The 17,341-nt window shown below is 54.4% G+C and carries 20 protein-coding genes; 7 read left to right on the top strand and 13 right to left on the bottom strand.

The genetic code is table 11. From position 1 onward, the window contains the following. Positions 1-13 precede the first annotated feature (13 nt). Together diaA and dolP are read left to right on the top strand one after the other, a co-directional pair. Entirely contained in the window at positions 14-604 is a 591-nt protein-coding gene (gene diaA, locus C813_RS25740; RefSeq protein WP_040016590.1) for a DnaA initiator-associating protein DiaA, read from the top strand. Positions 605-613: 9 nt separating this feature from the next. Next, a complete protein-coding gene (dolP, locus tag C813_RS25735) occupies positions 614-1,189 on the top strand; it encodes a division/outer membrane stress-associated lipid-binding lipoprotein (protein WP_017457372.1) in 576 nt (191 codons plus the stop codon). Between the two features lie 58 nt (positions 1,190-1,247). Here the strand turns inward: dolP and C813_RS25730 are convergent, their stop codons facing one another. Together C813_RS25730 and C813_RS25725 are read right to left on the bottom strand one after the other, a co-directional pair. Continuing rightward, positions 1,248-2,285 (bottom strand): permease, encoded by a 1,038-nt coding sequence (locus C813_RS25730; protein ID WP_017457371.1) that lies wholly within the window; start codon positions 2,283-2,285, stop codon positions 1,248-1,250. 51 nt (positions 2,286-2,336) lie between these two features. Then, positions 2,337-2,990, bottom strand: coding sequence for an NAD(P)H-binding protein (locus C813_RS25725; RefSeq protein WP_017457370.1), 654 nt, complete (start codon positions 2,988-2,990; stop codon positions 2,337-2,339). Positions 2,991-3,110: 120 nt separating this feature from the next. Between C813_RS25725 and C813_RS25720 the strand changes: the two genes are divergently transcribed. Further along, complete coding sequence (locus C813_RS25720) at positions 3,111-3,629, top strand: type 1 glutamine amidotransferase domain-containing protein (RefSeq protein ID WP_017457369.1); 519 nt, start codon at positions 3,111-3,113, stop codon at positions 3,627-3,629. On the opposite strand, the gene C813_RS25715 is transcribed toward C813_RS25720, so the two are convergent. Further along, entirely contained in the window at positions 3,615-4,052 is a 438-nt protein-coding gene (locus C813_RS25715) for a YhbP family protein (protein ID WP_017457368.1), read from the bottom strand. The two genes, C813_RS25720 and C813_RS25715, sit on opposite strands and share 15 nt — an antisense overlap. 14 nt (positions 4,053-4,066) lie before the next feature. Between C813_RS25715 and C813_RS25710 the strand changes: the two genes are divergently transcribed. Next, complete coding sequence (locus tag C813_RS25710; RefSeq protein WP_017457367.1) at positions 4,067-4,408, top strand: GIY-YIG nuclease family protein; 342 nt, start codon at positions 4,067-4,069, stop codon at positions 4,406-4,408. Here the strand turns inward: C813_RS25710 and C813_RS25705 are convergent. Further along, positions 4,395-4,898 carry a GNAT family N-acetyltransferase gene (locus tag C813_RS25705; protein WP_017457366.1) on the bottom strand — a complete coding sequence of 168 codons (504 nt, stop codon included), beginning with the start codon at positions 4,896-4,898 and terminating at the stop codon, positions 4,395-4,397. The genes C813_RS25710 and C813_RS25705 overlap by 14 nt on opposite strands. Then, entirely contained in the window at positions 4,892-5,416 is a 525-nt protein-coding gene (ubiT, locus tag C813_RS25700; protein ID WP_017457365.1) for a ubiquinone anaerobic biosynthesis accessory factor UbiT, read from the bottom strand. The genes C813_RS25705 and ubiT overlap by 7 nt, the downstream gene beginning before the upstream one ends. Positions 5,417-5,654: 238 nt before the next feature. On the opposite strand from ubiT, the gene ubiU reads away from it, so the two are divergent. From ubiU to C813_RS25685, 3 genes are all read left to right on the top strand, one after another. Further along, positions 5,655-6,650 carry a ubiquinone anaerobic biosynthesis protein UbiU gene (gene ubiU / locus C813_RS25695; RefSeq protein WP_017457364.1) on the top strand — a complete coding sequence of 332 codons (996 nt, stop codon included), beginning with the start codon at positions 5,655-5,657 and terminating at the stop codon, positions 6,648-6,650. A 7-nt stretch (positions 6,651-6,657) separates the two neighbouring features. Then, complete coding sequence (locus C813_RS25690; protein ID WP_017457363.1) at positions 6,658-7,536, top strand: U32 family peptidase; 879 nt, start codon at positions 6,658-6,660, stop codon at positions 7,534-7,536. A gap of 140 nt (positions 7,537-7,676) precedes the next feature. Next, positions 7,677-8,684: a luciferase-like monooxygenase gene (locus C813_RS25685; protein ID WP_017457362.1), complete on the top strand. Its 1,008-nt coding sequence runs from the start codon at positions 7,677-7,679 to the stop codon at positions 8,682-8,684. Between the two features lie 43 nt (positions 8,685-8,727). On the opposite strand, the gene mtr is transcribed toward C813_RS25685, so the two are convergent. The 8 genes from mtr to rbfA form a co-directional block, all read right to left on the bottom strand. Continuing rightward, positions 8,728-9,972, bottom strand: a complete 1,245-nt coding sequence (gene mtr / locus C813_RS25680; RefSeq protein WP_017457361.1) for a tryptophan permease — start codon at positions 9,970-9,972, stop codon at positions 8,728-8,730. A 140-nt stretch (positions 9,973-10,112) separates the two neighbouring features. Continuing rightward, on the bottom strand, positions 10,113-12,017 hold the full coding sequence (locus tag C813_RS25675) for a DEAD/DEAH family ATP-dependent RNA helicase (RefSeq protein ID WP_017457360.1): 1,905 nt from the start codon (positions 12,015-12,017) through the stop codon (positions 10,113-10,115). Beyond that, positions 12,010-12,090 carry a protein YrbN gene (gene yrbN, locus C813_RS47680; RefSeq protein ID WP_097400725.1) on the bottom strand — a complete coding sequence of 27 codons (81 nt, stop codon included), beginning with the start codon at positions 12,088-12,090 and terminating at the stop codon, positions 12,010-12,012. Before yrbN ends, C813_RS25675 begins: the two co-directional genes overlap by 8 nt. 107 nt (positions 12,091-12,197) lie before the next feature. Then, on the bottom strand, positions 12,198-13,082 hold the full coding sequence (nlpI, locus tag C813_RS25670) for a lipoprotein NlpI (RefSeq protein ID WP_017457359.1): 885 nt from the start codon (positions 13,080-13,082) through the stop codon (positions 12,198-12,200). Between the two features lie 107 nt (positions 13,083-13,189). Further along, positions 13,190-15,325: a polyribonucleotide nucleotidyltransferase gene (pnp, locus tag C813_RS25665; RefSeq protein WP_017457358.1), complete on the bottom strand. Its 2,136-nt coding sequence runs from the start codon at positions 15,323-15,325 to the stop codon at positions 13,190-13,192. Between the two features lie 244 nt (positions 15,326-15,569). Further along, positions 15,570-15,839 (bottom strand): 30S ribosomal protein S15, encoded by a 270-nt coding sequence (rpsO, locus tag C813_RS25660; RefSeq protein WP_017457357.1) that lies wholly within the window; start codon positions 15,837-15,839, stop codon positions 15,570-15,572. Positions 15,840-15,985: 146 nt separating this feature from the next. Then, positions 15,986-16,933 carry a tRNA pseudouridine(55) synthase TruB gene (truB, locus tag C813_RS25655; protein ID WP_017457356.1) on the bottom strand — a complete coding sequence of 316 codons (948 nt, stop codon included), beginning with the start codon at positions 16,931-16,933 and terminating at the stop codon, positions 15,986-15,988. Further along, entirely contained in the window at positions 16,933-17,334 is a 402-nt protein-coding gene (rbfA, locus tag C813_RS25650) for a 30S ribosome-binding factor RbfA (protein WP_017457355.1), read from the bottom strand. Before rbfA ends, truB begins: the two co-directional genes overlap by 1 nt. Positions 17,335-17,341 lie beyond the last annotated feature (7 nt).

Raw genomic sequence — 17,341 nt, 5'->3', positions numbered from 1 at the left:
GATAGGGATTACCGTGCTCGAACGAATTAAAGTCTGCTTTACGGAAAGCATTCAAACCCAAATTGCGGCGGCGGAAGCGCTACCTGATGCCATTTCCCGAGCAGCCATGACGATGGTTCACTCCCTGCTGAATGGTAACAAAATCCTCTGTTGTGGCAACGGGACATCTGCCGCCAACGCACAGCATTTTGCTGCCAGTATGATCAACCGTTTTGAAACAGAACGTCCTAGTTTACCTGCCATTGCACTTAATACCGATAATGTGGTCTTAACCGCGATAGCAAATGACCGTCTGCATGATGAAATTTATGCCAAGCAGGTTCGGGCGCTCGGCCATACCGGCGATATTTTGTTGGCCATCTCAACGCGGGGTAACAGTCGCGATATCGTTAAAGCCGTCGAAGCGGCGGTAACGCGCGATATGTCGATCATTGCGTTGACGGGCTACGACGGTGGCGAGCTGGCGGGTCTGCTGGGGCCGCAGGATGTCGAAATTCGTATTCCTTCCCACCGCAGCGCGCGCATCCAGGAAATGCATATGCTGACGGTAAATTGCTTATGCGATCTGATTGATAACACGCTTTTTCCTCACCAGGATGATTAAGGAGTACACATGAAGGCATTTACGCCCCTCGCAGTCCTTATTTCCGCGCTGCTGTTACAGGGTTGTGTTGGCGCAGTGGTGGTAGGTTCCGCAGCCGTGGGCACAAAAGCCGCGACGGATCCGCGGACCGTTGGCACCCAGGTGGATGACAGCACGCTGGAACTACGCGTGAATAGCGCGCTGTCGAAAGACGAACAAATTAAGAAAGAAGCGCGTGTTAACGTCACCGCCTACCAGGGGAAAGTGCTGCTGACAGGCCAGGCGCCGAATACCGATCTCTCTTCGCGGGCAAAACAGATTGCCGTTGGTGTGGAAGGGACAACCGAAGTCTTTAACGAGATCCGTCAGGGTCAGCCGATTGGTCTGGGTACGGCCTCTTCCGATACCTGGATCACCACCAAAGTGCGCTCGCAGTTGCTGAGCAGCGACCAGGTGAAATCGTCCAACGTGAAAGTGACGACTGAAAATGGTGAAGTGTTCCTGATGGGGCTGGTCACCGAGCGTGAAGGCCGGGCCGCCGCAGATATCGCCAGCCGCGTAAGCGGGGTGAAACACGTGACAACCGCCTTTACCCTGCTTAAATAAACCCGCAGTCATGAAAAAGCCCGGTCAAAACCGGGCTTTTTTTCGCGTATTAGTTGGCTTACAGCAGCGCAATAATACCCGTAATCACCCCGCACAACGCCACGAGGCCGCCGGTCAGCCACAGGGCTTTCGCCGGGAAAGATTTACGCAGCATAACGAGCGATGGCAGGCTAACCGCCGGTAGCGTAATCAGCAGCGCCAGTGCAGGCGCCATGCCCATCCCCGCCAGCATCATGGTTTGCACAATGGGAATTTCTGCCGCCGTTGGGATAACAAACAGGCAACCGACAATCGCCATCGCAATCACCCACAGCAATGTGTTATCCACCGCGCCATCCGCATGCGGGAACAGCCAGACGCGCGCCGCGCCGAGAACCAGCACCGCGAGGATATAGACCGGGATGGTGCTCCAGAACAGTTGCCATAACGCCTTGCCCCAGCGCGCCATAAAGCTGCCCTGTGGCTCGGGTAAGGTGATTTCCACCGGCTCTGACTGTTGCGGGCTATCCTTCACCAGCATCTGTACCAGCGTTGCCACGCCGAGCACGGTGACCAGACCGGCAACCAGGCGGATTGCCGCAAAATGCCAGCCAAGCACAAACCCCATAAACACCAGCGTCGCCGGATTCAGCAGCGGGTTGCCCATCCAGAACGCCAGCGCACCGCCCATAGAAACGCGCTGACGCCGCATGCCTGCCGCCACCGGGGCCGCACAGCAAGAACACATCATGCCAGGCAGAGAAAATAACGTACCAAATAAGGTGCCGCTAAAACGCTTTTGCCCCAGCGTGCGCAGCAACCAGTCGCGCGGGATAAGCACCTGAATCAGCGAGCCGAGCAGCACGCCGAGTACGGCTGCTTTCCAGACTGCGAGAAAATAGACCATGGCATAATCAAGCGCCGCCTGAAACGGGCTGGAGTCGGCCTGGGAAAGAATGGATTTACCGATGCTGTGCGTCTCGGCAGCGGTGAATGCTTTGCCATAATAAGGCTGCCATTTCACGTACCAAAGACCAACGATAACAACAAGAAAGAACAGAGCGGGTTTCCACCATTGAACAGGTGTTGCCGCTTGAGGTGAAGACTGACCAGTCATAACATTCCCCGGGGATATATTTATAAGCCCGAGAATAGTACGCCGTGATAACTATTTTGCCAATGAGCTATCCGCTGCGATCGCCCGTAGCTGCGCGGATTTCACCACACGCGTGGGCTGGTTTGAAGGCAAAAATGCCAGCGCCAGCATTGCGCGGGCGACATCGTGGGCGGAAATCGACTTCCAGTTGCCCGGCAACAGACGAAAAAGCGGTGCCAGCAACGATTCATTGACCCGTTTTTTCTCCCGATCCCCCAGCAGCATTGACGGGCGGACGATGGTCAGCGACGGCCACTGTTGTGCCATCAACGCGTTTTCCATCTCACCTTTCACGTGATTGTAGAAAAACGGTGAGCGCGCGTTTGCCCCCATTGAACTGACCACCAGCATTTGCGTGGCACCAAGGCGCAAACCGGTAAGCGCCGTGTCCACCACCAGCGTGTAATCGGCGAGCACAAACGCCTCTTTGCTCCCCGCCTCACGCCGGGTGGTGCCGAGGCAACAAAAAACCGTATCGACAGGTTCCGTCACCAGTGCCAGCGCGTCACTCAGTTGCGGATCGTGTGGGTTTTCGACGCCTGAGACACCGGACAATGGGCGACGCGTGGGGGCAATAATGGAATCAATGCGCGGATCGCTGTTCAGCAACCGCAACAGATGCCCGCCAACCAGACCAGTGGCACCGGTGATTAACACACGTTGCATCGTTTCCCCCTTTGCAGATGAATCTGTGTTGCAATGTCAGCCTGCTGAACCAGGCTTAATGTTCTGGTGAGTTATCAGTATGCATAACTCCCTTTCTGAAGCCAAAACAACGGAGGAAGTATGAGCAAGAAAATCGCTGTCTTGATCACCGACGAGTTTGAAGATTCAGAATTCACCTCTCCGGCGCATGAATTTCGCAAGGCCGGTCATGAGGTTATCACCATTGAGAAACAGGCCGGTAAAACCATTCATGGCAAAAAGGGCGAAGCGGAAGTGGTGATTGATAAAGCCATTGATGAAGTGCGCCCGGCAGACTTTGACGCGCTGCTGCTGCCGGGGGGACATTCGCCTGACTCTCTGCGCGGCGACGATCGTTTTGTCACCTTCACGCGCGATTTCATCAGCGCCGGGAAACCGGTCTTCGCCATTTGCCACGGTCCACAATTGCTGATCAGCGCCGATGCGATACGCGGTCGTAAGCTCACGGCGGTGAAACCGATTGTGGTGGATGTGAAAAACGCCGGGGGTGAGTTCTACGACCAGGAAGTGGTGGTCGATAAAGATCAGCTGGTTACCAGCCGTACTCCCGATGATTTGCCCGCGTTTAACCGCGAAGCGCTGCGTTTACTGGGTGCCTGAGTCGCGGATCCAGTGCAGTTTTTTACCAAAGCCCAGCGTGTTATCGGTGAACTTAAGTTCATGAAGGCGAATCTCCCACATCGGGGCAGATAACATGCGGGCGACCGGAAAGCGACGATTGTACTTCGCACGCAACGTCGCACTCTCCTCGCCGTCGAGGCGGCGGATCTCGCCGGTGAACTGCACGCCGCGAATCAGCGCCACGGTTTTTGGCTGGCCGTTTACCGTGCCCGCCACCTGCGCTTTCAGACCCGTCATCTGTGCATGGCGGGTTTGATCTTCACTCAGAATATAAAACGCGACCGCTTGCGGATCATAAAAATAGAACGCGTTCGCGCACCATAACTCTCCCCGATTCGCCACGCACCAGGTGACAACATGCTGTTTCGCCAGCCAGCGATTAATGGCTGCAAGCGTCTCCATTTTTTCCCTTCCCCATGTTATTTTTCTTTCACATTAACATACTGAACATCGTCATGACGCCCTGGTTTCTTTATCTTATTCGCACCGCTGACAACATGCTATACACCGGCATTACCACCGATGTCGCACGGCGTTTTACCCAGCATCAATCCGGCAAAGGCGCAAAAGCGTTGCGGGGAAAAGGCGCGCTGGCGTTGGCTTTTTCGGCCGAGGTGGGGGAAAGATCTCTGGCGCTACGGCTGGAGTACCGCATTAAGCAGTTAACCAAACGCCAGAAAGAGCGCCTCGTCGCCGGGGATGGCTCATTCGAGGCGCTGCGGGAAAGCTTGTTATCTGTGACCGTTAAAAACGATTGAAATGATCGCTGTATTCAACCCGGCCACTGACGCCATTGAACGCGTCATCCGCCAGGCGATGGACTAAAAACGCCTCGTGGCTTTCTGGCCAACGGCAGTGCAAATCATACTGCGCCGCCTTCTCAAACCCGAGACGACTATAAAACGCAGGATCACCTAAAGTGACCACCGCCGCATAGCCAAACTCGTTGAGTGAATCCAGCCCTTCATATACTAACTGACGCGCAATACCCTGCCCGCGATACTGCTCATCAACGGCCAGCGGCGCAAGCCCGACCCATTGCAGCTCTTCACCGGCGACCGAAACCGGGCTAAACGCCACGTAGCCAATGACCTGGCCTTCGTCATCGGTCGCAACAAATCCCAGCGTGATCAGCCCGTCTTCGCGCAGATCGTGCACCAGCGTCGCTTCCGCTTCGCCGTCAAAACTACGGCGCAGCAGCGCGTCGATACCAGGAGCATCAATGGGAATTTCAACTCTAATCAGCATGGCTCACCTACAGAGGGTTGTGTCGTTGCAGGTGGCGCTTGCAGGCCAGCCTCAACAAATTCCGCCAGCTGCAGCAGCATCACCCGCAGGGGTTTTGGCATCTGCTCCAGCTCAATGGCGTCCATCAGGTTTTTCACGTACAGCCCAAGTTCCGTATCGCCTTCAATCACCAGACGGCGCTGGAAAAACAACGTATCGGGATCCTGCTTACGCGCAGCAATCATCAGCAAATCGCTGGCGTCCGCGCTGAAGCTGACATCCGCATCGGCAGATTCACGCACAATCATCTGCCCATCTGCAACAGAGGTATACCACGTCAGGCCAATATCCCGAACCTGGATACTTAACCAGCGGCCTTCAAGAAACTCAAGTTCTCCGTCCACCAGCGCCTGTTGGAATTGCCAACGCAGCACCTGCTCCAGCACCTGACGCTTGATGGCGAAAGGCGTCAGCTTAACCGGCACGCTCAATAACGACGGGCCAACCTGAACAAGACGTGAGCGCAATTTATCCAACACGAGCTTTACTCCCTGAAATGATAATGACTGTTATTTTGCCACAATCGCCAAATGGCATAGCGGCACAAATCAACAATTACGAATAAACAGCCGGGGATTATTGGCGCCATCAATACGCATTTAACTGCCTCAAATCAAAAATTGTCGCTGACAGGTTAACTAAAATCCCAGTTCATTAACAACTTAGCGACCCCACGGGGTACATCCGGGCCATAGCGCCCTGAATGCAGGATACACTATGGAGTTGCTCTGCCCTGCCGGAAACCTTCCGGCGCTGAAGGCGGCCATCGAAAACGGTGCCGACGCTGTGTATATCGGCCTGAAAGATGATACCAACGCCCGCCATTTCGCCGGTCTTAATTTTACCGAGAAGAAGCTGCAGGAAGCGGTCAGCTTTGTTCATCAACATCGCCGCAAGCTGCATATCGCCATTAATACGTTTGCGCATCCTGATGGGTATCAGCGCTGGGAGCGTGCCGTTGATATGGCGGCGCAGATTGGCGCTGATGCGCTGATCCTGGCGGATTTAGCGATGCTGGAATATGCAGCGGAGCGCTATCCGCATATTGAGCGCCACGTCTCCGTTCAGGCTTCTGCGACCAACGAAGAGGCGATTCGTTTTTACCATCGCCACTTTGACGTGGCGCGTGTAGTGCTGCCGCGCGTGTTATCAATTCACCAGGTCAAACAGCTGGCGCGCGTCACGCCGGTGCCGCTGGAAGTGTTCGCTTTCGGCAGCCTGTGCATTATGGCGGAAGGCCGCTGCTACCTCTCCTCTTACCTGACTGGCGAATCGCCCAATACCGTAGGTGCCTGTTCTCCAGCGCGTTTTGTGCGCTGGCAGCAAACGCCGCAGGGGCTGGAATCCCGCCTCAACGAAGTGCTGATTGACCGTTATCAGGATGGCGAAAACGCCGGATATCCGACCTTATGCAAAGGTCGCTATCTGGTGGATGGCGAGCGCTATCACGCACTGGAAGAACCCACCAGCCTTAACACGCTGGAGCTGCTGCCAGAGCTGCTGGCCGCCAATATTGCCTCGGTAAAAATCGAGGGGCGCCAGCGCAGCCCGGCCTATGTCAGCCAAGTGGCAAAAGTATGGCGTCAGGCAATCGACCGTTGTATAGCCTCGCCGCAAGATTTTGTGCCGCAATCGGCCTGGATGGAAACGCTGGGTTCGATGTCGGAAGGCACCCAAACCACCCTCGGCGCGTATCACCGCAAATGGCAGTAGGAAAACCATGAAATATTCATTAGGGCCGGTGCTTTATTACTGGCCAAAAGAGACGCTGGAAGATTTTTACCGCCAGGCAGCCACCAGCCGCGCCGATGTGATTTACCTTGGCGAAGCCGTCTGCAGCAAGCGCCGCGCGACCAAAGTGGGCGACTGGCTGGATATGGCAAAAGCGTTGGCGGACAGCGGCAAACAAGTTGTACTTTCCACGCTGGCGCTGGTGCAGGCCTCTTCCGAATTAAATGAACTAAAACGTTACGTTGATAATGGCGAGTTTCTCCTGGAAGCCAGCGATCTGGGCGTGGTGAATATGTGCGCCGAGCGCAAGCTGCCGTTTGTCGCCGGACATGCGCTCAACTGCTACAACGCGGTGACGCTGCGAATACTGCTCAAGCAAGGAATGGTGCGCTGGTGCATGCCGGTTGAGCTTTCGCGCGACTGGCTGAAAAACTTACTCGATCAATGTGATTCCCTGGGTATCCGCCAGCAGTTTGAAGTGGAAGTGCTGAGCTACGGTCATCTGCCGCTGGCTTACTCCGCGCGCTGCTTTACTGCCCGCTCCGAAGACAGGCCCAAAGATGAGTGCGAAACCTGCTGCATTAAATACCCGAACGGGCGCAGCATTCTTTCGCAAGAGAACCAGCAAGTCTTTGTGCTGAACGGCATCCAGACGATGAGCGGCTATGTTTACAACCTGGGTAATGAGCTGACGTCTATGAAGGGACTTGTGGATATGGTGCGCCTGTCGCCGATGGGTAACGAGACGTTTGCCATGCTCGACGCGTTTCAGGCGAATGAAACGGGTAATGCGCCGCTGCCGCTGGCGTCTAATAGCGATTGCAACGGTTACTGGCGCAAGCTGCCGGGGCTGGTTCTTCAACAGTAAAAAGCTCACTTTGTTAACAAGAATTGTCACAAGTTAATGCAGTATGAAAGTTGCAGCTTTTCTGGCCGGGCGCGGCACATTGCGCCAGGCTGGAAGAAGACCTTCAATCTGATGACAATGCTGTAGCAAAGTGAGTGTGTATGTCTGATAAAACGATCCCTTTTTCGGTGCTCGATCTCGCGCCGATCCCGCAAAATTCCACCGCCCGCGAGGCGTTCACCCATTCGTTGGATCTGGCGAAACTGGCCGAACAGCGCGGTTATCATCGCTACTGGCTGGCAGAACACCACAACATGACCGGTATCGCCAGCGCGGCGACTTCCGTATTGATTGGCTATCTGGCGGCGAATACGCAAACCCTGCATTTGGGTTCCGGCGGAGTGATGCTGCCAAACCACTCGCCGCTGGTGATTGCCGAGCAGTTCGGCACATTGAATACGCTCTATCCCGGACGCATCGATCTTGGGCTTGGCCGCGCGCCAGGTAGCGATCAGCGCACCATGATGGCGCTGCGCCGCCATATGAGCGGTGATATCGATAATTTCCCGCGTGATGTCGCCGAACTGGTGGACTGGTTTGATGCCCGCGATCCAAATCCGCATGTGCGACCGGTGCCAGGCTACGGTGAAAAAATCCCCGTCTGGCTGCTGGGCTCAAGCCTGTATAGCGCGCAACTGGCCGCACAACTGGGTTTGCCGTTTGCCTTTGCTTCGCACTTCGCGCCGGATATGTTGTTTCAGGCGTTGCATCTTTATCGCGCCAACTTTAAGCCTTCAGCGCGGCTGGAAAAACCGTACGCCATGGTGTGCATCAACATTGTCGCTGCCGACAGCAACCGCGATGCGGAATTCCTGTTTACGTCGATGCAGCAGGCGTTTGTAAAATTGCGCCGTGGCGAAAGTGCGCAGTTACCACCGCCGATCCCAAATATGGATCAGTTCTGGTCTCCGTCTGAACAATACGGCGTGCAGCAGGCGCTGAGTATGTCGCTGGTGGGTGATAAAGCGAAAGTGCGCCACGGGCTGGAGTCAATTCTGCGGGAAACGAATGCCGACGAAATTATGGTCAACGGACAGATTTTTGATCACCAGGCACGGCTTTACTCGTTTGAGCTGGCGATGCAGGTAAAAGAAGAACTGCTCGGTTAACGCGGAGATCCTCCTCTCCCAGAAGGGAGAGGAGAGAAAATGGTTACTGATAGACAGGTAGCAGATTAAAGCTGGAAAGCAGATGCACGACGGCGTTTCCTATGCCAAACAGCAGGATCAACGCGATCATTGGCTTGCCACCCCACACGCGAAATGCCGGGCTGCCAAAGCGCTTACGCGACGCATTCGCCAGCAGCGCGGGAACAATCGCCGCCCATACCGTTGCCGCTAAACCCGCATAACCAATCGCATACAAAAAGCCGTTCGGCCACAGTAAGCCACCAACAATCGGCGGCAAAAAGGTCAGCAGTGCGGTTTTAAAACGCCCCAGCGGGGAATCATCAAACTTGAATAAGTCTGCCAGGTAGTCAAACAGCCCCAGCGTCACGCCGAGGAAGGAACTGGCGACGGCAAAGTTTGAGAAGACAACCAGCAACAGATCCAGGCTGCGGCTATTCAGCACGCCGCTCAGCGCCTGCACCAGCACATCGATATTCCCGCCTTTTGCTGCGATCTCAATGAATGCAGGGCGTGCGATGTTGCCCATCGTGACCAGTAACCAAATAACATACAGCCCCAGCGCCAACAGCGTGCCGTAGACCAGGCAACGAATGATGGTGCGTGGATCTTTGCCGTAGTATTTCATCAGGCTCGGTACATTGCCGTGGTAGCCAAACGAGGCCAGGCAGAATGGCAGCGTCATCAACAGATAAGGCGTATACGAAGCATCGCTCTGAGCGACGTTAAATAAGGTCGCTGGCTCAACATGCCCCAACAGGCTGCCAAATGTAAGAAAGAAGGTGATAACCTTTGCACCCAGCACAATTGCCGTCATTCGGCTGACAGCATGCGTCGAGAGCCAGACGATAAACGCCACCAGCAGCGCAAAAGCAAGCCCGGCCAGACGCGGTGGGACATTCAGCGACATTTCAGCAAAAGTGTGGTGCAAAACAGAGCCGCTCGCCGAAATGTAGGCGTAGGTCAGGATATAGAGCACGAAAGCAATCGAAATACCGTTAACCAGATTCCAGCCTTTCCCCAGCAGATCTTTGGTGATGGTATCGAAGCTCGCGCCGCTACGGTAATTCAGGTTGGCTTCAAGGATCATCAGCCCGGAGTGCAGCATGCAAAACCAGGTAAAAACGAGCGCCAGCAATGACCAGAAAAACCACGCGCCAGACATCACCACCGGCAATGAAAACATGCCTGCTCCAATGATCGTGCCGCCAATAATCACCACCCCGCCGAACAGCGAAGGGGAAGCTTGTGTGGTTGTCAGTGTCGACATCTAAATGATTCTCCTGTGATAAGCAATGCCAGTAGTTCAGGCTGCTGCATTGTACCAGTACAGGAGTACATTGCGGATAAAAAAAGCCCCAATCTTTTCGATCGGGGCTGTATCTATTTCTTTACAGACTGTAACGCTGTTTATGCGTCGTTACGGCGACGCGGAGCGCTGTCGTCACGATCGCGGCGCGGTGCGCGGCGTTCGCCACCGAAACTACGACCTTCCTGACGCTCGCCGCTGAAACGACGACCTTCACCACGACCACCTTCACGGCGTTCACCACCGAAACCGCCACGACGCTCACCGCCACCGCGACGTTCGCTACGCTCACGCGGCTGTGCATCGCCCAGCAGTTGCATATTCATCGGCTTGTTCAGAATACGCGTGCGAGTGAAGTGCTGCAGAACTTCGCCCGGCATGCCTTTCGGCAGCTCAATGGTAGAGTGAGTACCGAACAGCTTGATGTTACCAATGTAACGGCTGCTGATATCACCTTCATTGGCGATAGCACCAACGATATGGCGTACTTCAACACCATCATCGCGGCCCACTTCAATACGATACAGTTCCATTTCGCCAACATCACGACGTTCACGACGCGGACGATCTTCACCACCACGTTCAGAACGTTCGCCACGCGGGCCACGATCGTTACGATCGCCACGGCGTTCGAAGCGATCATCACGTTCACGGAATTCGCGACGCGGGCGCATCGGTGCATCCGGCGGCAGGATCAGCGGACGTTCGCCTTGTGCCATTTTCAGCAGTGCAGCGGCCAGCGTTTCAATATCCATCTCTTCTTCAGCAGAAGGCTGGATTTTTGCCAGCAGCGCACGGTACTGATCCAGATCGCTGCTTTCCAGCTGCTGCTGAACTTTCGCGGCGAATTTTTCCAGACGGCGTTTACCCAGCAGCTCTGCGTTCGGCAGTTCCACTTCCGGAATGGTCAGTTTCATCGTACGTTCGATGTTGCGCAGCAGACGACGCTCGCGGTTCTCAACGAACAGCAGCGCACGACCCGCACGACCCGCACGACCGGTACGACCGATACGGTGAACGTAGGATTCGGAATCCATCGGGATGTCGTAGTTAACAACCAGGCTGATACGCTCAACGTCCAGACCACGTGCCGCAACATCAGTTGCGATCAGGATATCCAGACGACCGTCTTTCAGACGCTCCAGTGTCTGCTCACGTAGTGCCTGGTTCATATCACCGTTCAGCGCGGCGCTGTTATAGCCACTGCGCTCCAGCGCTTCAGCCACTTCCAGCGTTGCGTTTTTGGTACGAACGAAGATGATCGCCGCATCAAAATCTTCTGCTTCCAGGAAGCGAACCAGTGCTTCGTTTTTACGCATGCCGTATGCAGTCCAGTAGCTCTGGCTGATATCCGGACGAGTCGTCACGCTGGATTGAATGCGCACTTCCTGCGGCTCTTTCATAAAGCGGCGAGTAATGCGACGGATTGCTTCCGGCATGGTTGCAGAGAACAGCGCGGTCTGATGACCTTCCGGGATCTGCGCCATGATGGTTTCTACGTCTTCGATAAAGCCCATGCGCAGCATTTCGTCGGCTTCATCCAGCACCAGACCGCTCAGTTTAGAGAGATCCAGCGTGCCGCGTTTCAGGTGATCCAGCAGACGGCCCGGTGTACCGACGACAATCTGTGGCCCCTGGCGCAGAGCGCGTAATTGCACGTCATAACGCTGGCCACCGTACAGGGCTACCACGCTTACGCCGCGCATATGTTTAGAGAAATCGGTCATTGCTTCAGCAACCTGAACCGCCAGTTCGCGGGTCGGAGCGAGCACAAGGATCTGCGGCGCACGCAGGTCCGGATCGATGTTGTTCAGCAGCGGCAGAGAAAACGCTGCGGTTTTACCGCTACCAGTCTGGGCCATGCCCAGCACGTCACGACCGTTAAGCAGGTGCGGAATGCACTCAGCCTGGATCGGAGATGGTTTTTCGTAACCGAGATCGTTAAGAGCTTCAAGGATGGGAGCCTTCAGGCCCAGATCTGCAAAAGTGGTTTCGAATTCAGCCATGTAGTACAAGTGCCTCTATGTCATTGGCGGCCAGTCTACATAACTCATCGTGAAAAAAATTAGCAATTTTCATTGAAAAGTGTGAACCGGCTCAAAGTAGGTTAATTAACGAACAATGAAGCCCTCACCCGCGAAGGTGATGGCAATCAAAAAAAGATTATGGGCTGATATGTTCGTCAGCTATTGCTGGTCCGATTCTGCCAGGTCGTCATGCTCCTGGCCCAAGAGCGCTAATTCCAACAATGCGTAACGGTGCTCAACAAAATTATGGACGTTGTTAGCAACCGCTAGTTTGAACAGTGCCGAAGCGCTGTCCTTATCCCCCAGACTTAGGTAGTACTTACCTAAATAGAAGTTGGTTTCACTGAGATGCTCAGCGAGCGAGGTGTTATCCGTTGCGTCTGCCTTCAGGCGATCCATTAGCGTTGCTTCGCTAATGTCGCCGAGGTAGAACTCGACAATGTTCCATCCCCACTGTTCCTTATCCGATTTTTCGAAGCGCTGTTTAAGTGCTTCTTTAGCCTGCTTCTCATCAAGCTTCCGCTCAACGATGTAAAGCCACAGACTCCGGAAAGGATCATTAGGATCGTCTTGATAAAACGCCAGCAGATCATCTTGCGCTAACTTGTCGCGACCACCGTAATGCAGTGCGATCCCGCGATTCAAGTGCGCGTAGTTGTAAGTTGGATCAAGCTCAAGTACAGAATCAAACGCTTCATAGGCAGCATCAAAATTGCCTGCCTGCGTTAAATAAATGCCTAAGTAATTGAATACTTCAGGCATATCGGGTCGTATTGCCAGCGCTTGCGAGAAATCATTTCGCGCTAAGGCTCTCAAACCGAGGCTATCATACAACACTCCGCGCTCATATAAAAGCTGTGCGCGTTCGTCATCGGTTAAAGCCCGACTGGCAAGAATTTGTTCCATGCGTGCCAGAATCACTTCTTGCTGCAAAGTCGGTTGCAATGGCACCGCGAGGACTTCGCTCTTACGCCAGGCAGAGTTGCTGCATCCTGCCAGCGTTAAAGCTGTCGCAACGAAACACCAGCGCAAAAAAGGCTTCATTTCCCACTCCCGAAGACAACAATTGGATGAACGTCCTGTCCCCGGCTGCAAACATGGCGTCCTGCCTGCTAATAAGCCCTCCGCTTTCGCGGAGGGCAAAGGCAACCTTACTCGCCCTGCTCTGCTTGCGGCGCTTCCGACGCTTCAGCAGGCTGAGTCTGCTCAGTCGCTTCTTTAATGCTCAGACGAATACGGCCCTGACGGTCAACTTCCAGAACTTTAACCGGCACTTCCTGGCCCATCTGCAGATAATCGGTCACTTTCTCAACGCGTTTGTCAGCGATCTGAGAAATATGTACCAGACCTTCTTTACCGCCGCCGATGGCAACAAACGCGCCAAAGTCAACGATGCGGGTCACTTTACCGCTATAAACACGGCCCACTTCGATCTCAGCCGTGATCTCTTCAATGCGGCGAATAGCATGTTTCGCTTTGTCGCCGTCAGTTGCTGCGATTTTCACGGTGCCATCATCTTCGATTTCGATGGTGGTGCCGGTTTCTTCGGTCAGCGCACGAATGACGGAGCCGCCTTTACCGATCACGTCTTTGATCTTATCTGGATTAATTTTGATGGTATGGATACGCGGTGCAAATTCAGAGATATCACCACGCGGCGCGTTAATCGCCTGCTCCATTACACCCAGAATATGTAGACGAGCACCTTTTGCCTGGTTCAGCGCAACCTGCATGATCTCTTTGGTGATACCTTCAATTTTGATATCCATCTGCAGCGCAGAGATACCGTCGCGGGAGCCCGCAACTTTGAAGTCCATATCGCCCAGGTGGTCTTCGTCGCCCAGGATGTCAGACAGAACAACAAAGTTGTCGCCTTCTTTCACCAGACCCATTGCGATACCCGCAACAGCGGCTTTCACCGGTACGCCTGCGTCCATCAGCGCCAGAGATGCACCGCAAACGGAAGCCATAGAAGAAGAACCGTTAGATTCGGTGATTTCAGAAACCACACGTACGGTGTACGGGAATTTATCAGCATCCGGCATTACTGCCAGCACGCCGCGTTTAGCCAGACGGCCGTGACCAATTTCACGACGTTTCGGCGAACCAACCATCCCGGTTTCCCCTACGGAGTACGGAGGGAAGTTGTAATGGAACAGGAAAGAGTCAGTACGCTCGCCCATCAGCTCGTCGATGATCTGCGCGTCACGTGCGGTACCCAGCGTGGCGGTAACCAGCGCCTGAGTTTCGCCACGAGTAAACAGTGCGGAACCGTGGGTACGCGGCAGCACACCGGTACGAACGTCCAGACCACGGATCATATCTTTTTCGCGGCCATCGATACGAGGTTCGCCCGCCAGTACGCGACTACGAACAACGTTTTTCTCGATAGCGTGCAGGATTTCGCCCAGCTCATTGGCATCCAGGGTTTCATCTTCTGCCACCAGCGTTGCGATGGTTTCGGATTTGATCACGTCAACCTGAGCATAACGCTCTTGTTTGTCAGTGATGCGGTACGCATCGCTCAAACGTGATTCTGCCAGCGCAGCAACGCGCGCGTTCAGCGCTTCGTTCACCGCTTCCGGCTGCCAGTCCCAACGCGGTTTGCCTGCTTCTTTTACCAGATCGTTGATGTTCTGGATAACAATCTGCTGCTGGTCGTGGCCAAATACCACAGCGCCCAGCATTTGATCTTCGCTCAGCAGTTCCGCTTCGGATTCCACCATCAGAACGGCGGCTTCAGTACCGGCAACGACCAGGTCCAGCTTACTTGCTTTCAGCTCTTCCTGAGTCGGGTTCAGAACGTACTGGTCATTGATATAACCAACACGCGCGGCGCCAATCGGGCCATTGAACGGAATACCAGACAGTGAAAGCGCAGCGGAAGCACCGATCATGGCCACGATGTCCGGGTTAACCTGCGGGTTAACGGAAACCACGGTCGCGATAACCTGCACTTCGTTCACGAAACCTTCAGGGAACAGCGGGCGAACCGGGCGATCAATCAGACGCGCGATCAACGTTTCGCCTTCGCTCGGACGGCCTTCACGACGGAAGAAACCGCCAGGGATTTTACCTGCAGCGTAAGTACGTTCTTGATAGTTTACGGTCAGCGGGAAGAAATCCTGACCTGGTTTTGCTTTTTTCTGGCCAACTACAGTCACGAATACTGCGGTGTCATCCATGCTTACCATAACGGCAGCAGTCGCCTGACGCGCCATCATGCCGGTTTCCAGCGTGACGGTATGTTGACCATACTGGAATTTACGAACGATCGGATTCAGCAAAGTTCTGTCCTTTCTTAATGAAAGTCAGCACACCTTTGGCGTGCCGACAATTTAACCGAATCTTCATGCATCCTCGCGACTAATGACAACCCTAACCCGCCCATTGCGGATAAAGCCTCTCATTAGCCGCGCGAACCTCTGCAGTGAAGATCATACCTGGCAACAATACATTAGTTTACTGCCAATTGCTGCCGCCTGGTTGAAAAAAGGGGCCTTGTAGGCCCCTTCTTGAAACTCGCCAGACTTAGCGACGCAGACCCAGACGCTCGATCAGCGCGGTGTAGCGTGCAACGTCTTTACGTTTCAGATAGTCGAGCAGTTTACGACGCTGAGAAACCATACGCAGCAGACCACGACGGCTGTGGTGATCTTTTTTGTGCTCTGCAAAGTGACCCTGCAGGTGGTTGATCTGAGCAGTCAGCAGTGCGACCTGAACTTCGGTAGAACCGCTGTCGTTAGAACCACGACCAAACTCGGAAACGATTTTTGCTTTAGCTTCAACGCTTAGAGACATTTTAAACTCCAGTGTAAAAAAAATGAAAAGGCGCCGATCTCTAATTCAGCGGCCTCAGGATTAACGCCGGGTGATGTTAAATACATAGCCCGGCGTTAAGCGGCAATATTCTACTCGTAGTCACGGTTTCCCGCAAGGTAAGCCCGTCATTGTGCAGGATACTCGACCACCAGACGACGCGGCGCAACACGGCCTTCGTCGTCCATTTCGCCCATACCAATGAACTTCGCATCATCACCTTCTGTGACACGCACCAGCCCCGCTTTTGGCGCATCGGATGCCCGGACCGGCTGACCATTTTTGAAATATGCCGCGACGACTGACGGAATGTTAACCGCCGGGAAATCTGACGCCGGGCTGTCCATTGGCATCAGTAACGGATCCAGCAGTTGTGCTGCCGGGATACCCTGCTGTTCGGCCTGCTCAACACGTTCACGCAACTGGTCGAGCGTCACCATACGTTCTACCGGGTACTTACTCACCGCCAGGCGACGCAGATAGATAACATGTGCGCCACAGTCCAGTTTCTCACCCAAATCATCAATAATGGTGCGGATGTAAGTCCCCTTCGAGCAGTGAATTTCCAGCTCAAGTTCATCGCCTTCATGGCGGATAAATAACAGCTCGTAAACCGTAATTGGGCGCGCTTCACGCGGAACCTCAATGCCCTGGCGTGCATACTCGTAGAGCTTCTTTCCCTGGTATTTCAGGGCAGAATACATCGACGGGACTTGCTGCGTATCGCCGCGAAAACTGTCCAGCGCAGCGGCCAGTTGTTCGGCACTGAAAGTCAACGGACGCTCTTCAACGATTTGCCCATCAGCATCGGACGTATCGGTACGCTGTCCAAGGCGGGCAATCACCCGATAACGTTTGTCTGAATCCAGCAGATATTGGGAAAACTTTGTCGCTTCTCCCAGGCAAATCGGCAGCATGCCGGTGGCCAGCGGATCAAGCGCTCCGGTGTGCCCGGCGCGATTGGCGTTATAAAGACGCTTTACTTTTTGCAGCACATCATTGCTGGAAGCGCCCTGCTGTTTATCGAGCAGCAGAACGCCATGCACGTCGCGACCGCGACGACGAGGACGACTCATCAGTCCTCCTTGCTGTCGTCCGGGTTCACACGACGTTCGTCATCGTGTTTCACCACACTGGTCACCAGATTGGACATGCGCATCCCTTCCACCAACGAGTTGTCGTAGAAGAACGTCAGTTCCGGCACGATACGCAAACGCATCGCTTTACCCAACAGGGAACGAATAAAGCCAGAGGCATCCTGCAACGCTTTGATACCCGCTTTCACGGATGCTTCGTCTTTATCGTTAAGGAAGGTAACAAACACTTTGGCATAAGCCAGATCGCGGGACACTTCGACACCAGAAACAGTGGTCATCATACCCAAACGCGGATCTTTAATTTCGCGCTGCAGGATAATCGCAATCTCTTTTTGCAGTTCCTGAGCCACGCGCTGCGGGCGACCAAATTCTTTCGCCATAATAATT

It is taken from the genome of Kosakonia sacchari SP1 (assembly GCF_000300455.3).
Taxonomy (GTDB): Bacteria; Pseudomonadota; Gammaproteobacteria; order Enterobacterales; family Enterobacteriaceae; genus Kosakonia; species Kosakonia sacchari.
This window is presented reverse-complemented; position numbering and strand designations above follow the sequence as displayed.

Excerpts from the sequence above, each read along its gene's own strand:
- dolP (WP_017457372.1), top strand. The coding sequence starts at position 614 with ATGAAGGCATTTACGCCCCTCGCAGTCCTTATTTCCGCGCTGCTGTTA.
- C813_RS25730 (WP_017457371.1), bottom strand. The coding sequence starts at position 2,285 with ATGACTGGTCAGTCTTCACCTCAAGCGGCAACACCTGTTCAATGGTGG.
- C813_RS25725 (WP_017457370.1), bottom strand. The coding sequence starts at position 2,990 with ATGCAACGTGTGTTAATCACCGGTGCCACTGGTCTGGTTGGCGGGCAT.
- C813_RS25720 (WP_017457369.1), top strand. The coding sequence starts at position 3,111 with ATGAGCAAGAAAATCGCTGTCTTGATCACCGACGAGTTTGAAGATTCA.
- C813_RS25715 (WP_017457368.1), bottom strand. The coding sequence starts at position 4,052 with ATGGAGACGCTTGCAGCCATTAATCGCTGGCTGGCGAAACAGCATGTT.
- C813_RS25710 (WP_017457367.1), top strand. The coding sequence starts at position 4,067 with ATGTTATTTTTCTTTCACATTAACATACTGAACATCGTCATGACGCCC.
- C813_RS25705 (WP_017457366.1), bottom strand. The coding sequence starts at position 4,898 with ATGCTGATTAGAGTTGAAATTCCCATTGATGCTCCTGGTATCGACGCG.
- ubiU (WP_017457364.1), top strand. The coding sequence starts at position 5,655 with ATGGAGTTGCTCTGCCCTGCCGGAAACCTTCCGGCGCTGAAGGCGGCC.
- C813_RS25690 (WP_017457363.1), top strand. The coding sequence starts at position 6,658 with ATGAAATATTCATTAGGGCCGGTGCTTTATTACTGGCCAAAAGAGACG.
- C813_RS25685 (WP_017457362.1), top strand. The coding sequence starts at position 7,677 with ATGTCTGATAAAACGATCCCTTTTTCGGTGCTCGATCTCGCGCCGATC.
- mtr (WP_017457361.1), bottom strand. The coding sequence starts at position 9,972 with ATGTCGACACTGACAACCACACAAGCTTCCCCTTCGCTGTTCGGCGGG.
- C813_RS25675 (WP_017457360.1), bottom strand. The coding sequence starts at position 12,017 with ATGGCTGAATTCGAAACCACTTTTGCAGATCTGGGCCTGAAGGCTCCC.
- yrbN (WP_097400725.1), bottom strand. The coding sequence starts at position 12,090 with ATGAAAATTGCTAATTTTTTTCACGATGAGTTATGTAGACTGGCCGCC.
- nlpI (WP_017457359.1), bottom strand. The coding sequence starts at position 13,082 with ATGAAGCCTTTTTTGCGCTGGTGTTTCGTTGCGACAGCTTTAACGCTG.
- rpsO (WP_017457357.1), bottom strand. The coding sequence starts at position 15,839 with ATGTCTCTAAGCGTTGAAGCTAAAGCAAAAATCGTTTCCGAGTTTGGT.
- truB (WP_017457356.1), bottom strand. The coding sequence starts at position 16,933 with ATGAGTCGTCCTCGTCGTCGCGGTCGCGACGTGCATGGCGTTCTGCTG.
- rbfA (WP_017457355.1), bottom strand. The coding sequence starts at position 17,334 with ATGGCGAAAGAATTTGGTCGCCCGCAGCGCGTGGCTCAGGAACTGCAA.